Below are 26,138 nucleotides of genomic sequence, written 5' to 3'. Positions count from 1 at the left end.
ATTTTTCTAAGATAAGACAAAAAAGACAGCAGGAAGGGACGAAACATCAGTGATTACGATTCGACCGGCAGTAGCTGCAGATCAAGCATTTTGGTTTTCTTTGGATACTCACTTACCAACGGAAGTCTTCGCCAAAAAGATAATGGAAAAAACTGCTTATGTTGTAGTTGCAGACGACCAGCCAGTAGGGTTGCTACGCTACAATTTTTTCTGGGACACGATTCCTTTTTGTACCATGTTAGTGATCGCAGAAGCGCATCAAGGCAAGGGACTCGGGAAACGGTTGGTTACTTATTGGGAACAACAGCAAAAAGCAGCTGGCCATGCTCTTTGCTTGACTTCCACACAAGTCGACGAGCAGGCACAGCATTTCTATCGCAAACTCGGTTACCAAGATGCCGGTGGGTTCCTTTTGACAAGTCCTGGATTTGAACAGCCGATGGAATTGTTCCTTGTCAAACAGTTGTGATGTTTCTGCCAGCTTATGGTACATTGATAGGAGAACAAAATAATAGGAGCGTTTAACATGTCTTTTTTTGGAAAAATCGATTTCAATGAGTTATCAGAGACCGATCGTGCAATCTATCATTACATGTCCAGCCAAAGTGATAAAATTCCTTACATGCGTGTCCGTGAGATCGCGCTTGAATCCCACACTTCAGCTTCTTCGGTCATGCGCTTTATCCGTAAATTAGGGTACGAAAGCTTTACGGAGTTTCGTACCCAGTTTAAAGTCCCTGAATTAGATGCCGTTAGTTTTTATAGCAGCATGAATGTCCTGAATGCTGAACATTTTCCGCGAGATATTGAAGGAAAGATTCGTCGGATCGCAGAAAGAATGTTGGAATGCGACAACATCATTTTTTATGGCATCGGTGCCTCTGGTTCCATGTGTGAATACGCTGCCCGCCGTTTTGCTACGATTGGGTTTAATAGCTATGCATTAGTGGATAATACGTACCCCATTTTTGCTAAGTTGAAGCATACTTCGGATAATATGATCGTCGTCTTGTCCATCACGGGAATGACTACCGAGATCATTGAAGTCGTCAATGGGTTTCGTAACAATCCAGACTTCACCACGGTAGCGATCACCAGTGATGCCAATAGCACTCTGGGACGAATGTCCGATTATGTCTTGGACTATTCAGTTGATGTAAAACGCATCAACAAGTATGAAGATTTGACGACGCAAATTCCTTGTCTTTTCTTAGTGGAAGCGTTGTCGGAGACGGTTCGTCAGTTTTCTTTATCCGCAGGGGAATGAGAAACGTTTTTCCTTTAATAAATGAAAAAACAAACTGGTTCAATGGATCAAGATGCTTTTCTCTTGATGACTTTTGGACCAGTTTGTTTTTTTGCATTTTAGCAAGCTAATTTCGGTTCAGTCTTGTTTATAGAAAATGAGAGAAACGCCTGACATGAAGCGTCGATTCAAGGTGTCGAGGATTAAAGGAATAACGTAATCTAAGATCATTGAGCTTTTTGTTGTATAAAAGGGTGATGGCAAGTTTCTAAAGTAATTGCAACAATAACATAAGAATGAAACGTATGTGTTTTAAACTCCATGCAGGATATTCATCGATCGAGGAATATCGTGAATTTTAATCTAAGTAGAACATCGATATAATTAGTATGACATGTTTGAAAACCATCGTTTTTGAGATATCAAATTCGACAATGATCAAAAAAGAATGAATCCAATTTAAACAGTACTATTTAGACTTTTGTAAAGAAATCTACCTAAAAAAATAACACGTCTCAAAAACGATGGTTTTCGGAATGAACAACTCACAAGGAGGAGGGAGAATGGATATCAACGGTGCATCTATTAGAGGAAGAGCTTTGAAAGTATGTTTGGTCTTATTGTTCGCTTTCGGATTTACAAGAACGAGTTTTGGCGATGAGAGACGATCAACGGAAACGGAAGGGACTGTGGGGTTTACTGGGATTTATAAGCCTGTGGATCAACCAGAACCATCTCCACCAACCGGTCCTGTTCCGCTTCCACCGCAAGACACGGGTAAACCCGGCGGGCAGCTGCCCCAGACAAACTTCATTCAACGGTTGGATTGGGTGATTCTTGGAAGTCTCTTGCTGATCACCGCACTTAACATATACGTAGTAAAACAACTTATCAAAAAAGGGAAATCAACATTCCCTAAGTGGGGCTAGATCCCATGGGAAAAATAAGAGAAATGACATTTAGGAGTGAATGCGATGAACTCATTTTTTCGCAAAAAAAATAAGTGGTTGCTGGTTCTACTTGCCTTACTCCCACTGATTACAACATTAACAATCATGAATGCCGAGACGATTTTTTCGTGGACACCAGAGGAAGAACACGAGGAGAAGGCCGACGATGAAGTGAGTGGAAAAATCTCCTTTGCGGAGGAATTGATCCAAGGCGAGGTCGAGCACATAATAGATTTTATTTTCTACTCAGAAGTTGCCCTCGAAACGGTGGACATCGCGTTGCCTCAGGAAGTAAGCATTGATCAGGAAGCTTTGAACGATGAACTAAAGGTGGTAGCAACAGACCACGAAGGTGGGTGGCAGCTGAACAGCGAGACCCCACAAACGACTTTTGTCTTACCGATTCTTGTGGATACGATCGGAGAATATGAGATCATCGTTGCCGAGACTGCTACGCAGCGCCTGCTGATCTTAGATCATACGGATGCCGAAGACACTGATTCGACGGAAGAAGAGAATGACTCTGCGGAAGCAGATCAGGCTGCGGATGCGGAAGCGAGAGAGCCAGAAGTAGATGGTAGAAGTGGACAGATGGTCGAAGTGACAATTAACAAAAGCAATTTTAGAGAACACTTTGCTATCGAAGGTGACGAAAATACTGCTACTTACAATGATGAAACTGGGCTATTAGTACTAACAGAAGATATAACTGGGTCAGTCGGTTATGTTACCTTAAAAGACAGAATTAGTCTGGATCAGCCATTTACGCTTAAAGGTAAAGCCAATATTGGGTCTAAACCACTTGGTGCTGACGGGATGGCATTTGGCTTTCACAATTCTGAGACCAATAGAATAGGTTATGAGGGCAATGCGTTTGGAATCGGAGGTTTGAGGGATGCTTTTGCTTTTAAACTAGACAATAACTATAATGCTACTCGAGGTTTTTTTGACCAGAATAGGTTTATCGTTGAAAGAGACCCTATAGCTGTCAATGGAGCGCCCTTTGCTGGCTTTATCTATCATAGGACACCATTATTACTGGAAACATATATGGAAGGTGATGCTCCAGCAGTAACTACGGGTGCTAGAAATGGAGCAGATGACCCGATCCTAATTGAATATCAGCCAAATAATGAAGGTCGCTGGTTTAAAGTTACTTATAGAGATATGATTTGGGAACGTGACATCAGTGATTGGCAGCCATCAGATATTTCTGCAATGGCATTTATTATATCCGGTAGTACTGGTGCGAGAAGTGATCGCCATACCTTTTATTTTGAAGAGATGAATTATTACATTGGTACCGGAACCGTCCATGTGAATTATCGAGATCGAGAGACAGGGGAGGATATTCTACCAACTGAAACATTAGAACTACCATTACGTTTCCTTCATACCCTTGACCCCAAGAACCGAGAGAGCGATGAACCCTATCAGTTAGGGTATGACTATTACGGGGTTGAGTTTGACACAGAACACTTTGACCCAGGTACATTTGATATTATGCCGCAGCCTTTCCATCAGGAGGTGACTTTTTTATTTGATCGCGTGCCATCGAACATCAAGATCAATCATATAGATGAAGAAGGGATAACACTGAGGGAACCAACCTATCAAGGAGAATTCGTAAATGAATCGGTTGATATCTTGCCTTTGACAATTCCTTATTATCAATATCTTTACGAGCGGGACGGTCAGCCGCTGGAAACAAGAGTCACCCGAGCTGAACAAGAATACTGGCTAGTTTATGGTTTGGAAAGTACTCCGCAACCAGTAGACCCTCTTGATCCGGATACGCAAGTAAATCCTGAGAATCCGCCTGAGATTGATGAAGAACAAGGGTTTGTCAGCTTGGATTTTGTTTCCCAATTCCAGTTTGGGACAGTTGGCATTCGGTCAGAAACGACGACCTACGATGCCCTGCCGCAAAAACTCCTTCAGCCGGCTGATCCAAATGATAATCTACGCCCTAATTATGTGCAGGTTTCAGATCGGAGGAGGGAAAATTCCGGTTGGACCCTCCGTGCAACCTTACGAGAGCCTTTTGAAAGTGATGAAGGGCATCAACTGACTGGTGCTAGAATTTTATTAGACAATATTGATGTAGTAACGAGTCGAGAAAACGTGTCTGATCCACCTACTCATAAAAAGCAAGCAGCACTGACTGTTGGAAATGCGGAGATAATCGCACAAGCAGGTGCCAATCAAGGCAGAGGCACTTGGGTCCAGCGCTTTGGCGATCGAGACACAATGGATCAAAGTGTCAAACTTGAGGTGCCAATTAGTGCGACTCCTCAAGCCACGAGATATTCAGCAACCATTCTTTGGGAACTTTCATTTGTTCCTTAACAATAAACAAAAAGAAGCTGCAGCGAATTGCAGCTTCTTTTTTGCTCAAAGGACTAGAGGTACTATTAGCTATTGGTTTTTCTTGGATAACTAAAAGATTATATTCTTCCTTGTCTTTTATCGCCCCTTAGCCACAAGATAATTCACGTCATTTTTTCAGGGAGGGATTGATCAACCGTGATAATGCATTTTTTTATGTACTTTGTCATGGATGAAACACGTTCCAATCTTTGAAACGCATTGAATTGAAAACGTTTGCTATTCTATTAGTAACAAATATTTCCTATAATGAACCTACAAATCAACTACAAAGGAGTTTCCTCAATGAAAGAAAAAGTGATGGATGCGATGCAGAAATTCTCCAAGGCAATGTTTGTGCCCGTTTTGATTTTGCCGATCGCAGGGATATTGATTGCCGTTGGGAATGTGTTTACGAATGTCCGCTTGCTTGAGCAGTTTCCTTTTTTGGATAATCCGATAACCACCGGTTTTGGTAGTATCTTGTCCGCTTCCTTATTACCGATTTTAACCAATTTAGGCATTATTTTTTGTGTTGGGATCGCTCTAGGGCTAGCCAATAAGAAAAAGGCTGAAGCGGGATTTACCGCGTTGTTGGGATATTTCGTCTTCTTAAATGCCATGAACAAATTCATGGAGCTTCGAGGGATGTTGGTTCCAGCCGATGCCCTTCAAGGTTCAGGACAAGCGATCGTTTTAGGAATCCAAGTGTTGGATATGGGGGTCTTTCTGGGTATCATTTTAGGGATCGTCGTAGCATTGATCCATAATCGTTTTATCGATACGACCTTTAACAACGCCTTTCAAGTTTATGGCGGCGCGCGCTTCGTCTTTATTGTCTTGATTCCGGTCGTCGTGTTATTAGCCATCGTTTCCACGTTTATATGGCCAGTAATACAAACTGGCATCGACGGTTTAGGCGGCATCATTCAACAAACGGGCAACTTTGGTATCTTCTTGTATGGTACGCTAGAACGCTTATTTATTCCAACTGGCTTGCATCACTTGATCTACACGCCGTTTTTGTATACTTCATTAGGCGGTGTCGCAGAAGTCGGTGGCCAAGTCTTTGAAGGGGCACGGAATATTTATTTTGCGGAAATTGCTGACCCAGCAGTCCGCGTATTATCGCAAAGTGTCATTTGGGACGCTCGTGGGATCTCAAAAATGTTTGGACTGATCGGTGCCTGTTTGGCGATGTATCAAACGGCAAAACCAGAAAATAAAGTCAAAGTCAAAGCCATTTTGATTCCAGCAGTTGTGACTTCCTTTATCGCAGGTGTGACTGAACCAATCGAATTTTCTTTTATGTTCGTGGCACCTGTTTTGTTCGTCATTCATTCTGCCCTTAGCGGCTTGAGCATGGTGGCGTTAAATCTCTTTGGCTCTCGTGCCATCGGACCGAATGGCTTCATCGACTTTCTTTTGTACAACTTGCCCTTAGGCATCGAGAAAACTCGCTGGCCGGTGTACTTGATCGTCGGGGTCGTATTCTTCTTTCTTTATTACTTCTTGTTCCGCTTTTTGATCACGAAACTGAATTTGAAAACGGTCGGTCGTGAAGAAGATGGGACAGAGACCAAACTGTATTCGAAGAAAGAGTACAAAGAAAAACAACTTGCTGGAGCAGGTGTCGGGGTCATGGCGAGTGACCAAGCCGCCCCTAGTCCAACTAGTGAAACAAGTATCTCAGCAATCATCACCAAAGCGCTAGGTGGCGATGACAATATCAAAACCATCGACAACTGCTATACCCGCTTACGTTTAAAACTAAAGGATCCTGAACTCGTGGATGAAGCGCTGCTAAAAGACGAAACACAAGCCAAAGGCGTGATCAAAAATGGTGAAAATGTCCATGTCGTTTACGGGTTGACCGTGCCGAAAGTGCGGGAAGAGTTAGAAAATTATCTTGGAAGAGAAGGAGAGATTGAATGATGAAAAATTTTTCAGTAGTGATCGCAGGGGGCGGCAGTACTTTTACCCCGGGAATCGTTATGATGCTGCTTGACAATCAAGAACGCTTTCCTTTAAGAAAGCTGAAACTATACGACAATGATGAGGCACGCCAAGCGATCCTCGGCGAAGCCCTAGCGATTTTATTAAAAGAACAAGCACCGCAAATCGAATTTTCATTTACGACGGATCCTGAGGAAGCCTTCAGCGATGTCGATTTCTGTATGGCGCATATCCGAGTAGGAAAGTATGACATGCGGGAAAAAGATGAAAAAGTTCCCTTGCGTCATGGCGTCTTTGGCCAAGAAACCTGTGGACCAGGAGGGATCGCTTACGGGATGCGCAGCATCACTGGTATGCTGGAGATCATTGATTACATGGAAAAATATTCCCCCGATTGTTGGATGCTGAATTATTCCAATCCGGCTGCAATCGTAGCTGAAGCATGTCGGGTCTTGCGTCCGAAATCAAAGGTTCTGAATATCTGTGACATGCCCGTAGGCACGTTGCGTCGCATGTCGCAAATCATTGGCAAACAGCCAGAGGAACTAGAAGTTCGCTACTTTGGCTTGAATCATTTTGGCTGGTGGACCAGCGTCAAAGACAAAGAAGGCACGGAGTACATTCAAACCATTCGTGACTACGTTGCAGAACACGGCTATTTGACGCAGATCGAAGTGGATACCCAACATACTGATCCAAGTTGGCAAGACACCCATAAAAAAGCCAAAGACCTCTTGGCGCTCACACCAGAATATCTGCCAAATACGTACTTGAAGTATTATTTATACCCAGATTACGTCTACGAACACATGAAAGAACATCCAGAGTATACGCGTTCCAATGAAGTGATGGAAGGGCGGGAAAAACGAGTGTTCGATCATGCCAAAAAGATCACTGCCCAAGGATCTGCTGAAGGGATCGCTTTCGAGATTGATGCCCATGCAACCTTTATCGTTGATTTGGCACGCGCCATCGCTTTTAATACGCATGAGCGAATGGTCATGATTGTGGAAAACAACGGCGCGATTGCGAATTTCCCGGATGATGCCATGGTGGAAGTGCCATGTATCGTCGGTTCTGATGGACCAGAAGCCCTCGCTCAAGGAAAAATTCCTGCCTTCCAACAAGCGCTCATGTTCCAACAGGTGACTGTGGAAAAATTAGTGGTCGAAGCATATGTGGAAAAGAGCTATCAAAAAATGTGGCAAGCGTTAAGCCTTTCCAAAACGATTCCTAGCGCAAAAGTAGCCAAAGAGTTACTCGATGATTTGGTCTCGGAAAATGGTGATTACTGGCCAGGATTGTCTTGATTTGTTTCACATTTGCGAAACATTCGCTGATTGGATAACTGAAAGAGGAAGATTCTCCAAGAATCTTTCTCTTTTTTGATTTTTGTTGTGGAAGGATAATTCTCTGAAGAAAATCATCACTAAACGTCTTATCAACAAAACGATCAGACAGGTATACTAGAATATGCCACTAACTATGGTAGAATAAAGCTAATTGAATCAGATGAGAGGGAGCAATGCGATGTTTTTAGGGATTGATATCGGCACGACAGCCATAAAGTTTGGGGTCATTGAAGATCGGAAAATCATTTACTCACAGTCATTACCAATCAAAACCCATAGCCACGGGTTAAAACAGACCCAATCAGCGACCCAGATCAGTAGCCAATTGATCAGTGGTGTCACAACGATTCCCGCTCAATTAAAAGCGGCAATCACAGTGATCGGGTTCAGTACCGCCATGCACAGTTTGATGCCAGTGGCTGGTGAGACAGCAGAAGAGATTTACATTTGGTCAGACAATCAAGCGAGTCAAACGATGACGGACTTTCGTCAAACGGATCTGGCGGCAACGTTTTATGAAGAGACAGGGACACCGATCCATGCGATGTCTCCCTTTGCGAAACTGGCTTATTTCCAAACAAATGGTTCATATTCCAAAGAGACGAAATGGTTTGGCTTAAAAGAACTAGCAATGGCGTTGTTTACCGGACAAGCACGGATCGATTATAGTACCGCATCAGCGACCGGTCTTTTTTCTTTGAAAGAAAAGCAATGGAGTCAAAAGATTCTTAATTATTTATCCCTTTCAAAAGCCCAGTTAGCGCCTTTATGTGCACCCACTGATCGTTTTTTGATTACCGAGGAGATGGCGCAGCGGTGTGGCTTGAAGCCTGAGGTAGAAGTGATGTGTGGGGCTAGCGATGGGTGTTTAGCAGCATATGCTGGCTATATTTCTACAGGGATCCGCAACAGCTTGACGATCGGAACCAGTGCGGCGGTTCGTAAAGTAAGTGAGACCACCGTCTTTGATCGCCAAAAACAAAATTTTTGCTACTATCTGCAAGATGACCTCTATGTCGTAGGGGCACCTTCAAACAATGGTGGCTGTGTCCTTGCTTGGGCAAAAGATACCTTATCAGAAGATCCTGATGCATTTTATCATTATCTGCCTCAAGTCATGGAGGAGTCGCCGATCGGCAGTAACGGCTTACGTTTTTTTCCCTATTTAAACGGGGAGCGGGCACCTTTTTGGACAAATGAGATCACAGGCGGCTTTTCTGGCTTGACCCTGAAACACAATCGCTCAGACATGTTGCGGGCAGTCATCGAAGGCATGCTGATGAACATCGATTTATTAAAGCAAATGGCGCAGTTGGAAGGGGCAGTCACTGTAAGTGGTGGTTTCTTTCAAACAAAACTTTTAGGTCAAATGACCGCGGATGTGTTGGGGCTGACCTGTTATCTTTCCGATGAAAACGAACCGATATTCGGCTTGTATGATTTATACAAAAGCTCTGTTGTGCGCCAAGATCAGCCAGATGAAAAATTTGTTCCTGATCTGCAGAACCAAGCGCTCTATCAAGAATTGGCAAAAACCTATTTTCAAGCATAAGCAAAAACCAGCAATCCACTAGGGTTGCTGGTTTTCTTTTTCAACATGGGTAAAAGCGTCGACGATATATTCCATCAATAAGAGCAGTTTACCAAAGAAGCTAGTGTACTGGATGTTTTGGGTGTCGTAGGGACGTTCATCGGTCACTTCAAAGGAAAAGGTCGCTAGTTGATTGGCGCGATGATCACCGTTCCCGCAAAACAAAACAGTTGGTATGTGATGTTCATTGGCTAATGCCATCTTTTCCAGCACTTTTTGTGTTTCGCCAGATTTAGAAATGGTGATCAGCATACTGATGTTCTCGATGTTGTTACTAATGATCCCACCTGAGTCAGAAGCACTGACTAATAAGGTTTTGATGCCGTTGACAAGCATTTTTTTGTGGAGGTATTCTGCCACGATCCCAGAAAAACCTGTTGCATAAATCGTAATAAACTTGTCCTTGTTTCGTCCATAGATTTCTTTGATTGCGTCGATCGTATCTGCAATACTGGCAGCGTCAATTTGGTAATCGATGGCGGCTTCAGTGATCGTCTGATTTTTCAAGCGATTCTTTAAGAAGTAAAGTAGCTCTAGATAGCCAGAAAAACCTAATTTTTGCGCAAGCCGCACGATGGTTGCGGGGGAAGTGTAGATCGCTTTAGCGATTTCTCTTAAGGGCAGTCCATCGATCGCAGCGGTATTTGCAAGCAAATAATCAAGGATTTGCAGCTCATTGTCAGTCAATTTTTTTCCTTTGATCAATACATTTAGGTCCATTGTTCGGCACTCCTTTGTCTTGTCTTCATCATACAATGAATAACGACAGAAAGTAAAATGGGAATCGCGTCATGCTGATATATAGGAAAAAAGATTGTGCATTTCCTAAAAAGATATTATAATTTCTTATATAGAAAATAAAGGTGGAGAAATGATGACGCAAAAACCATATGGAACCGTACTACTAAAAGCAGCAACCATTTTAGATTATCTCGCAGAAGCGCCAAGTAAACCATTGCAAGAAATTTCAGAAGCAACGAAACTGACCCCATCCACAGCTTTGAAAATATTAGAAACGCTGCAAATGATCGGCTATGTCAAACGGGACAAAGAGAAGAATTATCGCTTAGGGTCTAAGCTGATCAAGTATGCCAATCAAAACATTCAAGAGCTTGATTTAGTGGAAATCAGCTTGCCTTACTTGGAAGCATTGCAGAAAACGGCGGATGAAACGATCCACTTAGGGGTCTTGACTGCCAATGAGATTCTTTATGTCAATAAATTGGAGCCCCACAATCAAACGATCCGCATGTCTTCAAAAGTAGGGATCACAAGACCGTTGTATAGCTCTGCCATGGGGAAAGCCGTTTTAGCGGAGTTTGATGCCCCTCAAGTGGAAGAATATTTGGCAGCAACGCCTTTAACCGCTTATACGGAAAACACCATTACGAATCAGTTGAAGTTGAAGAAAGAATTGGAACAGGCAAAAGAAAACCAAGTAGCGTTTGATGATGAAGAAATGGAACAAGAAATCTATTGCATCGGCGCCTCACTGATAAAGGATCAGGAGATCGTTGGGGCGTTTTCTATCAGCCTACCGAAATACCGCTTGACCCCAGAATACAAAACGACATTAATCGATGCGATTATTGCGACAAAACAACAAATTGAACAAGCATTATAAACTTTTTAGTGGAAAGCCCTTGCAAATAAAAACGAGAACGGTATAATAAACGTGTAAGTTTCTTTATAATAAATACCATTTTCCAAATAGGAAATAAATGGAGGGTCTCAATGAAAAAAGTAGCGAATTTAATGAAACTAAAGGAAAGCGGCGTGATCGCTGTTGTGCGTGGCGCTTCAAAAGAAGAAGCACTACAAGCAAGTAAAGCGATCGTTGCAGGGGGGATCACTGGCATTGAGTTGACTTTTACAGTGCCTCAAGCGGCGGATGTAATCGCTGAATTAGTAGCAACCTTCAAAGATAATCCAGAGGTAGTCGTTGGTGCGGGGACCGTTCTTGATGCAGTGACTGCTCGCTTAGCGATCATGGCAGGAGCACAATATGTGGTAAGCCCAACCTTTGATCAAGAAACGGCTGAATTATGTAATTTATATCAAATCCCGTATCTGCCTGGTTGCATGACCATTTCAGAAATGAAGGACGCCTTAAAAGCAGGCGCAGATATTATTAAACTATTCCCAGGTAGTGCGTATGGACCAAGTATCATCTCGGCCTTCAAAGCGCCATTGCCACAATTAAACATTATGCCGACCGGTGGTGTCAGCTTAGACAACATGCAAGAATGGTTTGCGGCGGGTGTCGTAGCCGTTGGTGTAGGGGGGAATTTGTTAGCGCCAGCAGCAAGTGGGGATTTTGACAAAGTAACAGAAGTAGCGAAACAATATGCGGCAAAATTAAAAGAGATTCGAGGAAAGTAAGATGGCAAACATTCTGACACTAGGAGAAATCATGTTGCGTCTATCGACAACGTTAGGCGACCGAATCGCCCATAGTTCGATGTTTGCTGCCCATTATGGTGGCGGGGAAGCCAATGTTGCGATTTCCTTGGCAAATTTTGGTCATCACGTTTCTTTTGCTAGTAAAGTGCCGGAAAATGCTTTAGGAGATGCCGTTTTTCATCATTTACGAAGCTATGGCGTCGATTGTCGCCACTTGCTTCGTGGCGGTTCCCGACTAGGTACTTACTATATTGAAACCGGTATCGGGGAACGAGCAGCGCGAGTGGTTTATGATCGCGCAGGCTCTAGCTTTGCTCAAATGAAAGAAAATGAGTGGCAATCTGACCTTTTTGATGGGGTTGACATTGTTCACCTTTCCGGGATCACACCCGCTCTTTCATCGACTTGGCAGACACTTTTGCTGACGTTGATCAAAGAAGCGAAAGCAGCTGGTTGTAAAATCAGTTTCGATATCAATTATCGTGGAAAGCTGTGGACGACCGCTAAAGCGCGCGACTTTTTGCAAGAAGTGCTCCCCTATGTCGATTATTGCTCGGCAGGACAGTTAGATGCCCAAGTCTTTATGGATGTATCAGCTCCAACAGAGGAAGTCGAAGATGACTACTATTATCAAGAAATGCATCGGAAATACCCAAATATCCAGCTCTTTTATTCAACTAGTCGTCAGGTGCTCTCAGCAAGTCACAATCAATTGACAGGAAGCCTATGGCATAACGGCAATTATGTCGTTTCTGCTACACATGAGATCAATCCAATCGTTGATCGCGTCGGAGGCGGCGATGCCTTTTCAGCTGGTATCCTACATGGTCTTGTCACGAAGAAACAAGACCAAGAAATCATTGATTTTGCCACTGCCGCATCTGCCTTGAAACATACGATCCATGGCGACTGTAATCAGTTTAGCGCCAATGAGATACAAGAATTTATTGCAACAGGTTCAGGAAAAATTATCCGATAGGAGGAATAAAACATGCAACACATGGAAACACGCTATACCCATAGTCCACTTGATATTCGTCACTATAGTACCGAGGAATTACGCAGAGAATTTTTGGTAGAGAAAATTTTCACACCAGGACAAATCATGCTGACCTATACCCACAATGATCGGATGATCTTTGGCGGAGTGACACCGACGGAAGAAGCGTTAGAAGTGCAGTTAAGCAGCGAATTAGGGGTGGAATACTTCTTAGAACGTCGCGAATTAGGTGTCATCAATATTGGAGGACCTGGTGCGATCACGATCGATGGCCAAAAAGAACCAATGAAAAAACAAGACGGTTATTATATCGGCAAGGAAACCAAACAAGTCTTGTTCCACTCAGATGATCCAGCAAATCCAGCGAAATTCTATCTATCTTGCGTGCCAGCACATAAGAAATACCCAAATGTAAAAATCAGTATCGATCAAGTCACACCAATGGAGACAGGCGAGGGCTTGACATTAAATGAACGGAAAATTTATCAATACATTCACCCAAATGTTTGTGAAAGCTGTCAATTACAAATGGGGTACACGATCTTAGAACCAGGCAGTGCTTGGAATACGATGCCAAGTCATACCCATGAACGTCGGATGGAAGCATATGTGTATTTTGATTTTGCCAACGAAGACACAAAAGTGTTCCATATGATGGGCAAACCAGATGAAACGAAGCATTTAGTCGTTAGTGAAGAACAAGCAGTTATTTCTCCAAGCTGGTCGATCCATTCGGGTGTTGGAACCAGTAACTACTCCTTTATCTGGGCAATGTGTGGCGAAAATATCACCTATACCGACATGGATATGGTGGCAATGGACGACTTAAAATAAAAAGAAAGAGGGTTTATCAATTATGGATTTTTCAATGGATCAATTTCGTTTAGATGGTAAGATCGCATTAGTGACTGGAGCTGTCTATGGGATCGGTTTTACGATCGCTCGGTCACTAGCAGCAGCAGGAGCAACGATCGTTTTTAACAACTTGGATCAAGAATCAGTGGATAAAGGATTAGCAAACTATCGTGAAGCAGGGATCGAAGCCCACGGCTATGTCTGTGATGTAACGGATGAAAAAGCAGTCAACGAAATGGTCAAGCAGATCGAAGAAGAAGTTGGCGTGATCGATATCTTAGTCAATAATGCTGGGATCATCAAACGAATCCCGATGTTGGAGATGTCTGCTGAAGACTTCCGCCAAGTCGTTGACGTGGACTTGAACGCTCCATTTATCGTTTCAAAAGCAGTCTTACCGTCAATGATCAAAAAAGGACATGGAAAAATCATCAACATTTGCTCAATGATGAGTGAATTGGGAAGAGAAACGGTGGCTGGTTACGCAGCGGCTAAAGGCGGCTTGAAAATGTTGACGAAAAACATTTGTGCTGAATTTGGTTCAGCTAACATCCAATGTAATGGGATCGGACCTGGTTATATTGCAACACCGCAAACCGCACCATTACGAGAGATCCAACCAGACGGTTCTCGTCACCCATTTGATCAATTTATCGTAGCGAAAACACCTGCTGCCCGTTGGGGTGAGCCAGAAGATTTAGCAGGACCAACTGTTTTCTTAGCTTCTGAGGCATCCAACTTTGTCAATGGCCATGTCTTATATGTAGACGGCGGTATCTTGGCGTATATCGGGAAACAACCTGAATAAAACAATCAGTAGTAAGGATGGGGACGATTGCAATCGTTCCCATTTTTATGGTCCAACACCCAAGAAATGCAGGGCTTTAAAAATAAATGGGTTGAAGCAAAGGAACTGCAAACAAATCTTTTAAAAAGAATCAAAAGCAAAACGCTGTGAAGGAAAATGTTCTTCGCAGCGTTTTGCTTGAGTAGCTCTTTTTCAAATCAGGTAGCGTATTTATGTTAGGGGAAGATTCAACACGAGCAATGAGTTTCAATCTAACAAAACTTGTTGTGCAAGCGGTAATGGAGCATTTTTCAAACATTTGGCAACTAATTTGGCGACGGCTGTAGCACCTTGGTCATTCAAATGCGTGTTATCCGTAATGCCGGTTGGATAATTGGGGTGCTGATTTTTTTCTAAATGAAGAAAATAGGTTTTCGCCTGTTGTGGTTCCAGCGCTGAAAAGAACCGTTGTGTTGCGGCAAAAAGATCCAGACAGACCACATCCAAGGAGGTAGCCAAAGCACGCATTGCTTCTGGGTAAGGACCGACTGCCAAAGGATCAAGTTGCTGTTGGTCCACGTAATGCAAACGAGTGATCGAGGTCAATAGGATCGGTGTCGCTTGCTGCTGGCGTGCCGTTTGCACGTAGGTTGCTAAATTATGCTGATATTCAACAGGTGTCGTGCCGCGACTATCTGTTTTTTGATCATTGTGTCCAAATTGAATCAAGAGATAATCACCAGCATGTAGTTCTTTTTCTGCCTGCAACAAGCGTCCTTCTTCAATGAAGCTCTTGGAGGAACGCCCATTTTTTGCCAAGTTGACGATTTGATGCTGGGGTAGATAGCGTGAGATTTTTTCTCCCCAGCCCGTTTCTGGACGAGCGCTAGGCTCTTTGATCGATGCGGTGGAATCACCGACGATGACGATTTTTACCATTTGCTTTCTCCTAAAATTTGAAGTAGTTGTTGGCGTTTTGATAACAGACATTTTCTACTAATGGTTTTAGCTGACGAAGATCAGCAGGTGCTTCACCACGTACAACGATCTCAGCGAGCCATTCACAAAAGACGCGTCGGAAATATTCATGACGGGTGTAAGACAAAAAGCTTCTTGAATCCGTCAGCATGCCGACAAAGTTAAAGATCACACTGCCATCTGCGAATTTCGTCAATTGGTGACGCATGCCTGCGCGGGTGTCGTTATACCACCAGCCAGATCCTAACTGCAATTTATTATTGCCTTCTTGCTGGAAGCACCCCATCAAAGCGACGAGTGCATCATAGTCATTGGGATTTAAGGAGTAGAGAATCGTTTGAGGCAAATGGTCCTGCGCATCAGCAGCGTTCAATAATTTCTGCAAGTTTTGAGTCAGTGGTTGATCATTGATGCCATCGTAGCCCGTATCTGGTCCCAAGCGCTCAAACATTCGTTGGTTGCAGTTACGGTACGCATGGACATGCAGTTGCATCGTCCAACCATGTTCGTGATACAGCTTCATCAGTTCAACTAGAACATTGGTTTTGAAGAACGAGACTTCTTTTTCCTCCAAAGATTCTCCAGCTAATGCTTTGGCAAAAATTGCTTCAAGGGATAACTGTTCGTCTGCAGCATACACTAAAGTATCCAATGCATGGTCAGACAAGCGGCAGTGATGCTGGTGAAAGTAGGTTACACGATCCCGCAAGGCTCTCAAGAAAGCATCGTAGGTAGTGATCGCGTTTTCGACACTCTTTTCGAGTTTGGTAACATAGGTAAGAAAATTCGGATGGTCGATTTGTAACGCTTTGTCAGGGCGAAAGGTCGGCAAGACTCGAAAACGTTGTTCTGTTTGGCTTAATTGGTGATGATAGTGAAGATCATCGACTGGATCATCTGTGGTGCAAACGATCTCGACGTTACTGCGAGCAATCAAAGCTCTACGAGTAAAGTCTTTTTGCTGCAATTTTTCGTTGCATAGCGTCCACAAAGTTTCGGCATTTTCTTCAGTAACGGGAAGATCGATCTCAAAAAATCGCTTTAATTCTAGATGGGTCCAACTGTAAAGGGGATTTCCCACCAATTTTGGCACTGTTTGACACCATGCCAAGAATTTTTCATAATCACTGGCATTGCCCGTAATCGCTTCTTCGGGTACGCCACAAGCGCGCATCAATCGCCATTTGTAATGATCACCACTTAGCCAAGCCTCGGTGATAGTTTTAAAGGGCCGATCCTCATAGATTTCTTTCGGGTCTAAGTGGCAGTGGTAATCAATGATCGGCAGCTCTTTGGCATAGTCATGGTAAAGTGTTTGAGCAATTTCATTTGGCAATAAATAGTTTTCATTTAAAAACATGTCGAACCTCTTTTCTTTGATTATAGTGTCACGCCATTTTTAAAGATGGCGATCTCACGAACGTTGTTGGCTTCATTACGCGTCGGTTTTCCACTGGCAGTATCGATGATCGCTTGAATAAAATCTTCCAGCACGACCTCCATCGGCTCTTCCAACAAGCGACCAGCGTTGAAATCCATCCAGTGCGGTTTCTTATGATAGATCTCTTGATTCGTGGCAACTTTCATGGTCGGCACATAGGCACCAAATGGCGTGCCGCGACCAGTGGTAAATAAGACGAGTTGGCAATCGGCAGAAGCCAGTGCAGAAGCGGCAACAAGGTCGTTTCCTGGACCTTCCAGCAGGCTCAAGCCTGGCTTACGGAGTTTTTCCCCATATTTTAAGACATCGACGACAGCGGAAGTCCCAGATTTTTGAGTACAGCCTAATGACTTATCTTCTAGCGTAGTGATGCCGCCTGCCTTATTGCCAGGAGAAGGATTTTCATAGACCGGTTCACCGTATGCAAGGAAATAATCTTTAAAGTCGTTGATTAGATGGAGAATTTTTTCAAAGGTTGCTTCATCTTGTGCACGCGCCATCAAGACTTGTTCAGCGCCAAACATTTCGGGTACTTCCGTCAAGACCGTACTGCCACCTTGAGAAACTAAAAAGTCAGAAAATGCCCCCAACAAAGGGTTGGCGGTGATCCCAGAAAACCCGTCGGAACCCCCACATTTCAACCCGATCTTTAGCTCACTCAAGGGAACGGCTTCTCGTTGATCCTCTTTTGCTGCTTCCAGTAATTCTTCTAATAAGCTTTCTCCGACCGCAATTTCATTGTCGCTTTCCTGTGCCACCATAAATTTGACGCGCTTTGGATCGTAGTCACCAAGGTTTTTCTTAAACTCGGGAACGGTGTTGTTCTCACAACCTAAGCCAAAGACCAAGACGCCACCGGCATTTGGATGATGCACCGCATCAATTAAAATTTGACGAGTGTTTTGATGATCTTGGCCTAACTGAGAGCAGCCGTAGGGATGTTTAAGGATCGTAATATGATCAAAAGTGCCAAGATCCGGATGATTCTTCTTGAAGTTTTCAACAATAATCTCTGCGATACCATTGATACAACCAACTGTTGGCACGATCAGTAAATCATTACGAATCCCAACTTTGCCATTTGCCCGTCGATACCCTTGGAACGTCGCAGCCCTTTTTGGATAACGGACGGGATGCAAATCGGGGGCATAGGTGTATGCTAAGGTGCCAGAAAGGTTGGTTTTGACATTGTGGGTATGCAACCATTGGCCAGTTTTCACGTCAGCTAAGAGATGTCCAATGGGATAGCCATATTTGATCACGTCTTGTGATTGTGCGAGGTCTTTGAGGGCGATTTTGTGTCCTTGTGGAATATCCTCAAAAAGGGTGATCGTTTGACCTTCAAATGCAAGGGTCGTTTTAGCAGCTAGTGGTTTTAATGCGACTGCGACATTGTCTTTAGGGTGCAATTTCAATAGTTGCGCGGGTGTTTCTGTTAATGTGCTGGACATAAAGATTCTCCTTTATTTCAAACTTGGCTCAGGGGTGTCAATCGACGCAAGTAACTGGCGGGGTCCGTCTTGTTTTAGGCATGTGCACATTTCATTGATCGTCTCTGTCATAAAGCTCAGGTCTGCATGCCAAAGTTGCTCATTTTTTAATAGAGCTGCGATCTGTTCTTCTGCTGGTAATTGTTTCACTTGCTGAAATATGGTTGTCACTAGCTCATCATCTTGAAAGGGTCGTGTGAGATAGAAAGTCAGCAACCCTGCCAGTGCGGCAGTGATTCGTTTTGGTACCTGCTGGTTTTGATGGACATAACGACTTAAGACTGGTTGAAGACGCGCACGGAATTTTGAGACGCTGTTTAAAGCGATCGATTGCAGCTGATGCTTCACATAAGGATTTCTGAAGCGCTCTTTGATTTGGTCCGCATAAGCTGCAAGCTGCGCTTTAGGCAAATCAAGCATTGGAATCAACTCTTCCTGAAAAAGACCATCCAAAAAGGCTGCAAATTCACGGTCGTTCATTACTTCTTCAACGGTTTCTAAACCTGCTAAAAGAGCGAGTGGAACCATCGCCGTATGAGGACCATTTAATAAATGTACTTTTTGTTCACGGTAAGGAGTCATATCTTCTGTCACGATCACATTCAACCCAGCTTCTTGCAAGGGGAGCTTTTCGGCTACGCCGCTTCCCTCGATCACCCATAGCATAAAGGGTTCCGCAGTGACCATTACGGCATCCTCATAGCCAAGAACCTCTTGGTATTGTGCCACTTTGTCGCGAGGATATCCTGGAACGATCCGATCGACTAAGCTGCAGCAGAAGGTGTTTTCTTTTTCTAACCAGTTGACGAAGTCTGACTCCAAAGACCATAATGCGGCATATTGTAAGACGATCTCTTTTAGTTTTTCTCCATTCCGATCGATCAATTCACAAGGAATGATCAAAAATCCCTTTTTTCGTAGTTGAAAACGACGATACAAAAGAGCGGTCAGTTTTGCGGGAAAACTTTGGGGAGGGGTATCGTGTAAGGTATCCTCTGGGTGAAACGCAATACCTGCTTCCGTCGTATTAGAAACGATGATCTCAAGTTGCTCGTCTTCGGCTAAAGCAAGATAGTCTTCCCATTGCTGATATGGATTCAACACTTGATCAATGGTGGAGACGACTTCAAATGTTTGAGATAAAGCGCCATCGACAAGTCCTTCTAAGATAACGGTGTAGAGATTTTCTTGTTGTGCCAACAGCTCTTTCAAGCCGTGATCAATCGGCTGTACCACAACGGCACTGCCGTTAAAAAGACCGTTCTTGTTCATTTGCTGCAGCTGCCAGTTAAAAAAGCCCCGCATAAAATTGCCTTCCCCGAATTGAATCACTCGGGCTGGATAGGTTTGATGGGGTTGTTCGGTAATTTTTTTCATAGAATCCTCCTTAAAAAATAGTTATGCACACGTTAACATTTTTTTGCGTAAGCGCTCTTGAAAACAAGAGGCTTACAACGATTGACGAATGATTAACGAGGTATCAAAGAAATGTTGTTTCTCAACTACTTGATTGGCAAATGCTTGCAACAGCAGGGTTGCTGCCAATTGACTCATTTCATAGACTGGTTTGCGGATCGTTGTTAATGGGGGATACGTATAGGGAGAAAAAGAACTATCATCAAAACCGATGATACCGATCTCCTCAGGGATCTTTCGTCCTGCTTGATGACAGGCATTGATCGCACCGATCGCCATGTCATCATTGGCGCAAAAAATCACTTCAGGTGGTTCAGGTAAAGCGAGTAGTTGCTGGGCACCCAGCTGACCGCTTTCCAACGAGTAGTCGCCAGCTACGAAGTATTCTTTCGGGCAGACAAGCTGCTTTTCTTGAATCGCTTTCATAAATCCTTTGCGGCGCTCTCTAGCGGAACCAAAGGAAGCGATCCCTTCGATCATGGCGATCTTTCGAAAGCCTTGTTCAAGCACATAGGTGATCATTTGATAGACCCCTTGGGCATCATTACTAGTGACATTCATCAAGGTTGCATCCTGCAATTGACGATTCAAAACGACGATAGGAATGTTTTTCTTTGAAAGAGCAGCGATAAAGCCGTCATCACGATCACTTTGACTCATCACGATCGCTCCATCGAGGCGATTCGGCTCTTCATCAAATGTATCGGATTGCAATAATTCATGAACCGCCAAAGTATATTCGGATGGTAGGGTATCACTGATTCCTTTGATCACTTCGACTAAAAAGCTATCGGAAGTACCAATGGATAGATGAGAAAAATAAAGACCAACGATATAGGATTTTTGATTCACCAGACTTTTGGCATTGACATTGGGCACATAGTGTAAAGATTCAGCGATGGCTGCGATCTTCTTTTTTGTTTCTGGCTTAATTAATGGGCTATCGTTTAGCGCACGAGAAACAGTTGTATGTGAAACACCAGCGACTTTGGCGATATCTTTGATCGTGACCATAGAAAACCTTCTTCCTTTTTGCTTGATTCAAGCATAGCTTGTTCCCACGAGAATGTCAATACACCAAGGATGCACACGTGAAACATTTTTCAAAATAACATAGGAACTTTTTCTGGGATGTGCTAGTATAAAAGAAGATAGTCAGGTAATGGGAGGGAGTCTATGAAATTCTTTTTAAGCTATCATCAAACGTCCAACTTGTTTTATAAAATATTTATTTTGATTTTTCTAATTGGTAGCGCTTTAATCATTGGGTTTAGTGGGGTCATTTATCATCGAACGTATCAAAACATTCAAGAAACATTTTTGCAAAGTCAACATAATTTGGTCAACCAAGTCAAAGAAAATCTGGATCAAAAAATTCAGATGGTGGAGTATGCCTTTTCTACATACAGTAGCACACAAAGCTTTTCCGATACGATGGAACAGCCGTTTTCCGTGACGAATTATCGACAAGTGCGAGAGATCAATTCACAACTGGCTTACATTGGTGTGATGGGGATTGAAAACGCCAGCTACCAATTGGTGAATTTGAATCAGCATTGGAAAATCGAAGAAGGCTCCTTAAAACAGATCGATGATACTGAATTCGCTGCTTTTCAAGCGTTGATCGACAACCAACGCTACTTGTATTGGTTACCAGAAGATGGCTATTTAAAAATGGTGATGACGCTGCCTGTGTTTCGCCAGGAAACCACTGCTTTGGGGATCGCTGAAATCCAAGACCATACCATTGCGCAGTTGGTGGCAGATCATGACGATTCCTTTTTGAATATTTTTCATGCAGACGGACAACTGCTTTTCGATAATGGTGAAGTGATCGATTCTGCCTTACAAGAAACAATGATTGCAGCTGCCCACGGCGATGGCATCTTCACTGACAAAGAAAACAATAAGTATGTGGTCACACAATCGGATTACAATCAGTGGTATCATGTGATCCGCCTGGCGTCTGCTAGCGTTTCACAAGCAATCCGTGAATTAAGAAGCGGTTTGATCGTGATTGGCAGTCTTTTGATCATCCTCTTTTTATTAGTATCCTATCGCATTGCGATCGTGGCTACCTCACCCATCAATCGGATCGGTGAGCTTTTAAAGCCCAAAAAACAAGGTCAGAAATTAGAAGTCAATCAGTTGATTTCCGATATCGACCAGGTCTTACATCAAAACCACGATCTCGCCGTCAAAGTCGAGCATCAAAAGCCCGAATTAGAATCCTTGTTTCTATTAAACTTGTTTCGCGGCTGTATCTCAGAAGAAGATATTCACTTAAAACTGTCACAATTTGGGTATGAAGTATCCAAAACAGAACACTTTGCCGTATTACTGATTCAAATCGATGATTTGTGTGGACGAGAAACAGCGACTATTGATATTTTCTTGCTTGCCATCGAGAATCTCGTTTCTGAGATCATTCCAGCAAATTTGCGTTTTCAACCAATCATCTCCAGTCAAGAAACCCAAGGAACGATTTTAAAGCTTCCTGAATCAGTTGACCAAAAACAAGTATTGACCTATTGTCAAAAGATCCATCAAGCGGCAAAAGATTACTTGAAAATCAAAATAAGTTGTGGGGTCTCACAATCCTACGACCGCCTCGTAGAAACCAAATTAGCGGTTGATAACGCCAAAGAAGCCTTGCACTATCGAATGAATTTAGGGGAAGAAGTCATTATCTTTTTTGACGACATTGCAGCACAATTAGACAATAATGCGATCGTTCAATACCCTAGAGAAGCAGAAAGCACCTTTTTGGATGCGATGCGTAGTGGGGAACTAGCGACCATCAAAGCGAGTTACACGGAAGTCGTACGGGAAATCATTCATGAAAACAAAAATCCGTTGACGATTGAAAGTGCCTTGTTTAAGTTGATCAACAGTATCGTTCAGCTAGGGCAACTCTTAGGAGCGGATCATACCAGCTTGCAGAATAGTCGTAAAGTTTATCAATCCGTGCTCAACCAAACTAGTTTGTTCAAAGTTGAGCAAATCATCTATCATGAGTTAGTTTTACCTATCGTTGAAACGACACAAGCCAAAACAGATCGAGAAATTCGCTCCTTGTCTGAAAAGATGGTCTTGATCGTACACCAACAATACGATCAAGATCTCTCCTTAGATAGCATTGCTGAACAGCTGCATTATAATGCCAATTACTTAAGTAATGTGTTTAAAAAGGAATTATCCATCAATTTTGCCGATTACTTACAAAACTATCGGTTGCAAATCGCCAAAAAATGGTTGCGGGAAACGGATATGACGATCAAGGAAATCGCAGCCAACCTTCAATATACCAACTCTCAAAACTTCATCCGCTTTTTCAAAAAGAAAGAACAGATGACCCCTGGAGAGTATCGCAAGCGATCCAAAGACTAAAAGAAAAAAGCGCTTTTTGATCGTTGATCAAAAGCGCTTTTTTTCTTTGCTGCCTGTTGGTTACCCTTTGACGGAACCAACCATTGCACCTTTCACGAAATACTTCTGGACAAAGGGATAGGCGATCAACATTGGCAGAGTCGCAACGACGATCACGGCCATTTTTACGGATTGTGCTGGGGGGACAACATCGACACTAGCGGCATCAGCGTTCATCCCGCTGGAGACGATCACGATTTGTCGAAGGAGCACTTGGATCGGCCATTTCGCTGAATCATTGATGTACAAGATCGCTGATTGATAAGTATTCCAATAACTAACAGCGTAGAACAAAGAGATCGTCGCAATCGATGGTAAGGAAAGGGGTAAGATGATACGGAAAAAGACGCCCCAATCAGAGCAACCATCCATTTTTGCGGATTCCTCTAAACTATCAGGAATCCCTTGGAAAAAGTTTCTCATAATGATCATATTATATGCACTGATGGCGCTCGGTAAGATCAATGCCCAGAGAGAATCGATCAAGCCGAGGCTTTGTACCAAAATAAAACTTGGGATCATCCCACCGCTAAACAACATGGTAAATACGACAATAAAGTTGAAGATGCCGCGTCCATGCAAATATTTTCTCGAAAGAGCATAGGCCATAAAAGAGGTCAAGATCATTGAAAGAACCGTTCCGACGATGGTCACGAAAAGGGAAACACCAATACTCGTAAAAATCGTGGGTGTCGAGAGAATATACCGGTAAGCATTTAAGCTAAATTCACGTGGGATAATGATAAATGTTCGTGTCGCGATCTCAGAAGAAGAAGCAAAGGAGCTTCCGAGAATGTTTAGAAAAGGTAAGAGACACGTTAAGGTGAAGAGTAGTAGAAAGCCAATAATAAATCCTTGAACGACCCGTTCACTTTTCGGGCGGTTCGTTTTTTTCAGGGTTTGTTGCATAGAAAAAACCTCCATCTTTTTTTACTTAAATAGGTACTTCCAACGTATCATGAGGCGGGGACAACGTATATAATCACTTTTACATGTTAAAAAATTCACAATAGTGATAAACGTTGATAAATCAAGGGTTTTCCAATTCGATTGAGAAATAATCCTAAAAAATGTATGCCTTTTCAAAGCTGAGAAAATGATTATATACGTTATCTTTTTTTCACGCTACCATGGGACTATCAAATCAAAAAAATTCGGAGGAACAAGTATGGAAACAAAAGTTGATAATTACTTCTCACCACTTAATGAAGAAGAACAGCGGCTGCGGCTGAAAAAGAAAAAATGGGCGCAAATCAGAAAAAATCGTGCCCTCTATATTATGGTATTGCCGGGGATTTTATATTTTCTTATTTTCCGTTACATACCGATGGGCGGTTTGGTCATCGCTTTTCAAGACTACCAACCATTCTTGGGGATCCTAGGAAGCCCCTTTGTTGGCTTCACTCATTTTATTCGGCTCTTTACTGAAGATACCTTCGTGATGTTGATGCGCAATACACTGATCATGTTTTTCTTAAATATCACGATTTCTTTCCCTTTTCCTATATTATTGGCACTTATGCTAAATGAAGTAAACAATCGCCGTTTGAAAAAAGGGATTCAAACCATCATTTATTTGCCTCATTTTATGTCGTGGGTCATCGTTGTTTCCATCTTCTATGTTTTATTAACGACAGAAGGTGGTGTAATCAATAACATGATCGAAAGTCTTGGTGGCGAACGTATCCCGTTTCTAACAAGCCGCACGTGGTTGCGTCCAATGTACATTTTCCAAGATCTTTGGAAAGGTGCCGGTTGGGGGACGATCGTCTATCTAGCCGCTATTACCAATGTTGATGAACAGCTTTATGAAGCTGCGGATATGGATGGGGCTGGCAAGCTACGAAAAATGTGGCATATCACATTGCCTTGTATTCGTCCAACGATCGTAACCTTATTGATTTTAAAGATCGGTTCGATCTTAGATATGGGCTTTGAGCATATGTTCTTGTTGATGAACTCAATGAACCGTGAAGTTGCCCAAATCTTTGATACCTTTGTCTATACCGCCGGGATTCAAAATGGTCAATTGAGTTACTCGACAGCTGTTGGGCTGTTTAAAGGACTTGTTGGCTTGATCCTCGTTATCTTTGCGAATCGTTTGGCGAAAAAAATTGGCGAAGACGGGATTTATTAAGAAAGAAGGGATCACATGACGATCGAAAAGATCACGAAAATCAACGAAGGATTACTCGCATTTTTGACGCTGATCGCACTTCACTTTCTTTGGCTCAGTGTGACTCTCCTGGGAGGGGTCCTCTTTGGCATTGGCCCTGCGTCGTATGCCATGATGAAATATTATGATCGCTGGCTTCGTCTTCATGAACGACCACCTTTGATAAAAAGTTTTTTCTACTATAGTAAAGAACGGTTCCGACAATCGGTGCTGATCAGTTGGTTGTTTCTGATCATTGCAGCGATCGTGATCACCAACATATTTGCGCCATTTCCATGGTTTATCCAAGTAGCGAATGTCCTCTTTTTGATTGCGTTTCTCTTTTTATTCATGCACGTGTATACCGTCATGGCAGCCACCAACTTTGTGACCGTGTTTGAGATCCTGCGGGGGAGTGCGTTGTTAGGTTTAGGCTATCTGCATTATTCGATCATAAGTTGGACGATTTTGATCGTTGGCTATTTAGTCCTGGGCAGTTATTTCTTGATCGGCCTCTTTTTGATGGGTAGTAGCTTAGTTGGTGGTGTTTTTGCCCTTGCTGGTAAAAAAATTCTTCAAGATATCCACCCAATTGAAACAGATCAGGTGGTTTCAAAAACGGCATCGACTACGGAGCAAACCGTTGCCAGCAAAGGAGAGGAGGTCATTATCTAAAGAAAACGGCTCAAAGACTTTTACTTGTCCGCAAACAAAACGGTTAC

Annotated in this window: 22 protein-coding genes; 15 read left to right on the top strand and 7 right to left on the bottom strand. The window is 43.0% G+C overall.

Going from position 1 to position 26,138, the window contains the following annotated elements; all coding sequences use genetic code 11:
* The first annotated feature begins 49 nt into the window (after positions 1 to 49).
* The 7 genes from IGJ44_RS09930 to IGJ44_RS09900 all read left to right on the top strand — a co-directional run bounded on the left by IGJ44_RS09930 (position 50) and on the right by IGJ44_RS09900 (position 9,423).
* Positions 50 to 469, top strand: a complete 420-nt coding sequence (locus IGJ44_RS09930; RefSeq protein ID WP_142968219.1) for a GNAT family N-acetyltransferase — start codon at positions 50 to 52, stop codon at positions 467 to 469.
* 57 nt (positions 470 to 526) lie between these two features.
* Positions 527 to 1,267 carry a MurR/RpiR family transcriptional regulator gene (locus IGJ44_RS09925; protein ID WP_005229889.1) on the top strand — a complete coding sequence of 247 codons (741 nt, stop codon included), beginning with the start codon at positions 527 to 529 and terminating at the stop codon, positions 1,265 to 1,267.
* Between the two features lie 542 nt (positions 1,268 to 1,809).
* On the top strand, positions 1,810 to 2,175 hold the full coding sequence (locus IGJ44_RS09920; RefSeq protein WP_167827058.1) for a hypothetical protein: 366 nt from the start codon (positions 1,810 to 1,812) through the stop codon (positions 2,173 to 2,175).
* Between the two features lie 45 nt (positions 2,176 to 2,220).
* Positions 2,221 to 4,545, top strand: coding sequence for a WxL domain-containing protein (locus IGJ44_RS09915; RefSeq protein WP_430605680.1), 2,325 nt, complete (start codon positions 2,221 to 2,223; stop codon positions 4,543 to 4,545).
* 324 nt (positions 4,546 to 4,869) lie between these two features.
* On the top strand, positions 4,870 to 6,498 hold the full coding sequence (locus IGJ44_RS09910) for a PTS transporter subunit EIIC (RefSeq protein ID WP_430605679.1): 1,629 nt from the start codon (positions 4,870 to 4,872) through the stop codon (positions 6,496 to 6,498).
* A complete protein-coding gene (locus tag IGJ44_RS09905) occupies positions 6,498 to 7,829 on the top strand; it encodes a 6-phospho-alpha-glucosidase (RefSeq protein WP_034858513.1) in 1,332 nt (443 codons plus the stop codon). The genes IGJ44_RS09910 and IGJ44_RS09905 overlap by 1 nt, the downstream gene beginning before the upstream one ends.
* A 220-nt stretch (positions 7,830 to 8,049) precedes the next feature.
* On the top strand, positions 8,050 to 9,423 hold the full coding sequence (locus tag IGJ44_RS09900) for a gluconokinase (protein ID WP_240934884.1): 1,374 nt from the start codon (positions 8,050 to 8,052) through the stop codon (positions 9,421 to 9,423).
* A gap of 18 nt (positions 9,424 to 9,441) precedes the next feature.
* Here IGJ44_RS09900 and IGJ44_RS09895 read toward each other — a convergent pair whose 3' ends face one another.
* Positions 9,442 to 10,182 carry a MurR/RpiR family transcriptional regulator gene (locus tag IGJ44_RS09895; protein ID WP_060792114.1) on the bottom strand — a complete coding sequence of 247 codons (741 nt, stop codon included), beginning with the start codon at positions 10,180 to 10,182 and terminating at the stop codon, positions 9,442 to 9,444.
* Between the two features lie 151 nt (positions 10,183 to 10,333).
* Here IGJ44_RS09895 and IGJ44_RS09890 point away from each other — a divergent pair, with 151 nt between their 5' ends.
* The 5 genes from IGJ44_RS09890 to IGJ44_RS09870 all read left to right on the top strand — a co-directional run bounded on the left by IGJ44_RS09890 (position 10,334) and on the right by IGJ44_RS09870 (position 14,528).
* A complete protein-coding gene (locus IGJ44_RS09890) occupies positions 10,334 to 11,086 on the top strand; it encodes an IclR family transcriptional regulator (protein ID WP_016610978.1) in 753 nt (250 codons plus the stop codon).
* Positions 11,087 to 11,196: 110 nt separating this feature from the next.
* Positions 11,197 to 11,844 carry a bifunctional 4-hydroxy-2-oxoglutarate aldolase/2-dehydro-3-deoxy-phosphogluconate aldolase gene (locus tag IGJ44_RS09885; protein ID WP_005229908.1) on the top strand — a complete coding sequence of 216 codons (648 nt, stop codon included), beginning with the start codon at positions 11,197 to 11,199 and terminating at the stop codon, positions 11,842 to 11,844.
* A 1-nt stretch (position 11,845) separates the two neighbouring features.
* Positions 11,846 to 12,844: a sugar kinase gene (locus IGJ44_RS09880; RefSeq protein ID WP_081116624.1), complete on the top strand. Its 999-nt coding sequence runs from the start codon at positions 11,846 to 11,848 to the stop codon at positions 12,842 to 12,844.
* 12 nt (positions 12,845 to 12,856) lie between these two features.
* A complete protein-coding gene (gene kduI, locus IGJ44_RS09875) occupies positions 12,857 to 13,699 on the top strand; it encodes a 5-dehydro-4-deoxy-D-glucuronate isomerase (protein WP_005229915.1) in 843 nt (280 codons plus the stop codon).
* Positions 13,700 to 13,721: 22 nt separating this feature from the next.
* A complete protein-coding gene (locus IGJ44_RS09870; protein ID WP_005229917.1) occupies positions 13,722 to 14,528 on the top strand; it encodes a gluconate 5-dehydrogenase in 807 nt (268 codons plus the stop codon).
* Positions 14,529 to 14,774: 246 nt separating this feature from the next.
* On the opposite strand, the gene IGJ44_RS09865 is transcribed toward IGJ44_RS09870, so the two are convergent.
* From IGJ44_RS09865 to IGJ44_RS09845, 5 genes are all read right to left on the bottom strand, one after another.
* Positions 14,775 to 15,446 (bottom strand): rhamnogalacturonan acetylesterase, encoded by a 672-nt coding sequence (locus IGJ44_RS09865; protein WP_074535199.1) that lies wholly within the window; start codon positions 15,444 to 15,446, stop codon positions 14,775 to 14,777.
* 10 nt (positions 15,447 to 15,456) lie between these two features.
* Positions 15,457 to 16,845: a glucuronate isomerase gene (gene uxaC / locus IGJ44_RS09860; RefSeq protein ID WP_074535200.1), complete on the bottom strand. Its 1,389-nt coding sequence runs from the start codon at positions 16,843 to 16,845 to the stop codon at positions 15,457 to 15,459.
* 20 nt (positions 16,846 to 16,865) lie between these two features.
* Positions 16,866 to 18,377, bottom strand: coding sequence for a UxaA family hydrolase (locus IGJ44_RS09855; RefSeq protein ID WP_074535201.1), 1,512 nt, complete (start codon positions 18,375 to 18,377; stop codon positions 16,866 to 16,868).
* Between the two features lie 12 nt (positions 18,378 to 18,389).
* Positions 18,390 to 19,793, bottom strand: a complete 1,404-nt coding sequence (locus IGJ44_RS09850; RefSeq protein ID WP_074535202.1) for a tagaturonate reductase — start codon at positions 19,791 to 19,793, stop codon at positions 18,390 to 18,392.
* Between the two features lie 72 nt (positions 19,794 to 19,865).
* Complete coding sequence (locus IGJ44_RS09845) at positions 19,866 to 20,846, bottom strand: LacI family DNA-binding transcriptional regulator (RefSeq protein ID WP_074535203.1); 981 nt, start codon at positions 20,844 to 20,846, stop codon at positions 19,866 to 19,868.
* 162 nt (positions 20,847 to 21,008) lie between these two features.
* Here IGJ44_RS09845 and IGJ44_RS09840 point away from each other — a divergent pair, with 162 nt between their 5' ends.
* Entirely contained in the window at positions 21,009 to 23,222 is a 2,214-nt protein-coding gene (locus IGJ44_RS09840; RefSeq protein WP_074535204.1) for an AraC family transcriptional regulator, read from the top strand.
* Positions 23,223 to 23,282: 60 nt separating this feature from the next.
* On the opposite strand, the gene IGJ44_RS09835 is transcribed toward IGJ44_RS09840, so the two are convergent.
* Complete coding sequence (locus IGJ44_RS09835; RefSeq protein WP_015509917.1) at positions 23,283 to 24,170, bottom strand: carbohydrate ABC transporter permease; 888 nt, start codon at positions 24,168 to 24,170, stop codon at positions 23,283 to 23,285.
* Between the two features lie 259 nt (positions 24,171 to 24,429).
* Here IGJ44_RS09835 and IGJ44_RS09830 point away from each other — a divergent pair, with 259 nt between their 5' ends.
* Both IGJ44_RS09830 and IGJ44_RS09825 read left to right on the top strand, forming a co-directional pair.
* On the top strand, positions 24,430 to 25,398 hold the full coding sequence (locus IGJ44_RS09830) for an ABC transporter permease (RefSeq protein WP_005229934.1): 969 nt from the start codon (positions 24,430 to 24,432) through the stop codon (positions 25,396 to 25,398).
* A gap of 15 nt (positions 25,399 to 25,413) precedes the next feature.
* Positions 25,414 to 26,091 (top strand): YesL family protein, encoded by a 678-nt coding sequence (locus IGJ44_RS09825; RefSeq protein ID WP_081116626.1) that lies wholly within the window; start codon positions 25,414 to 25,416, stop codon positions 26,089 to 26,091.
* The last annotated feature ends 47 nt before the right edge of the window (positions 26,092 to 26,138 follow it).

The organism is Enterococcus sp. DIV1368d (genome assembly GCF_050542975.1).
GTDB lineage: Bacteria > Bacillota > Bacilli > Lactobacillales > Enterococcaceae > Enterococcus_D > Enterococcus_D casseliflavus.
The sequence above is the reverse complement of the archived record's forward strand: the minus strand, read 5'-3'. Positions and strand labels throughout refer to the sequence as shown.

Bases quoted from the DNA above. Each gene is read 5' to 3' on its own strand.
- IGJ44_RS09925 (WP_005229889.1), top strand. From the start codon at position 527: ATGTCTTTTTTTGGAAAAATCGATTTCAATGAGTTATCAGAGACCGAT.
- IGJ44_RS09920 (WP_167827058.1), top strand. From the start codon at position 1,810: ATGGATATCAACGGTGCATCTATTAGAGGAAGAGCTTTGAAAGTATGT.
- IGJ44_RS09915 (WP_430605680.1), top strand. From the start codon at position 2,221: ATGAACTCATTTTTTCGCAAAAAAAATAAGTGGTTGCTGGTTCTACTT.
- IGJ44_RS09910 (WP_430605679.1), top strand. From the start codon at position 4,870: ATGAAAGAAAAAGTGATGGATGCGATGCAGAAATTCTCCAAGGCAATG.
- IGJ44_RS09905 (WP_034858513.1), top strand. From the start codon at position 6,498: ATGAAAAATTTTTCAGTAGTGATCGCAGGGGGCGGCAGTACTTTTACC.
- IGJ44_RS09900 (WP_240934884.1), top strand. From the start codon at position 8,050: ATGTTTTTAGGGATTGATATCGGCACGACAGCCATAAAGTTTGGGGTC.
- IGJ44_RS09895 (WP_060792114.1), bottom strand. From the start codon at position 10,182: ATGGACCTAAATGTATTGATCAAAGGAAAAAAATTGACTGACAATGAG.
- IGJ44_RS09890 (WP_016610978.1), top strand. From the start codon at position 10,334: ATGATGACGCAAAAACCATATGGAACCGTACTACTAAAAGCAGCAACC.
- IGJ44_RS09885 (WP_005229908.1), top strand. From the start codon at position 11,197: ATGAAAAAAGTAGCGAATTTAATGAAACTAAAGGAAAGCGGCGTGATC.
- IGJ44_RS09880 (WP_081116624.1), top strand. From the start codon at position 11,846: ATGGCAAACATTCTGACACTAGGAGAAATCATGTTGCGTCTATCGACA.
- kduI (WP_005229915.1), top strand. From the start codon at position 12,857: ATGCAACACATGGAAACACGCTATACCCATAGTCCACTTGATATTCGT.
- IGJ44_RS09870 (WP_005229917.1), top strand. From the start codon at position 13,722: ATGGATTTTTCAATGGATCAATTTCGTTTAGATGGTAAGATCGCATTA.
- IGJ44_RS09865 (WP_074535199.1), bottom strand. From the start codon at position 15,446: ATGGTAAAAATCGTCATCGTCGGTGATTCCACCGCATCGATCAAAGAG.
- uxaC (WP_074535200.1), bottom strand. From the start codon at position 16,845: ATGTTTTTAAATGAAAACTATTTATTGCCAAATGAAATTGCTCAAACA.
- IGJ44_RS09855 (WP_074535201.1), bottom strand. From the start codon at position 18,377: ATGTCCAGCACATTAACAGAAACACCCGCGCAACTATTGAAATTGCAC.
- IGJ44_RS09850 (WP_074535202.1), bottom strand. From the start codon at position 19,793: ATGAAAAAAATTACCGAACAACCCCATCAAACCTATCCAGCCCGAGTG.
- IGJ44_RS09845 (WP_074535203.1), bottom strand. From the start codon at position 20,846: ATGGTCACGATCAAAGATATCGCCAAAGTCGCTGGTGTTTCACATACA.
- IGJ44_RS09840 (WP_074535204.1), top strand. From the start codon at position 21,009: ATGAAATTCTTTTTAAGCTATCATCAAACGTCCAACTTGTTTTATAAA.
- IGJ44_RS09835 (WP_015509917.1), bottom strand. From the start codon at position 24,170: ATGCAACAAACCCTGAAAAAAACGAACCGCCCGAAAAGTGAACGGGTC.
- IGJ44_RS09830 (WP_005229934.1), top strand. From the start codon at position 24,430: ATGGAAACAAAAGTTGATAATTACTTCTCACCACTTAATGAAGAAGAA.
- IGJ44_RS09825 (WP_081116626.1), top strand. From the start codon at position 25,414: ATGACGATCGAAAAGATCACGAAAATCAACGAAGGATTACTCGCATTT.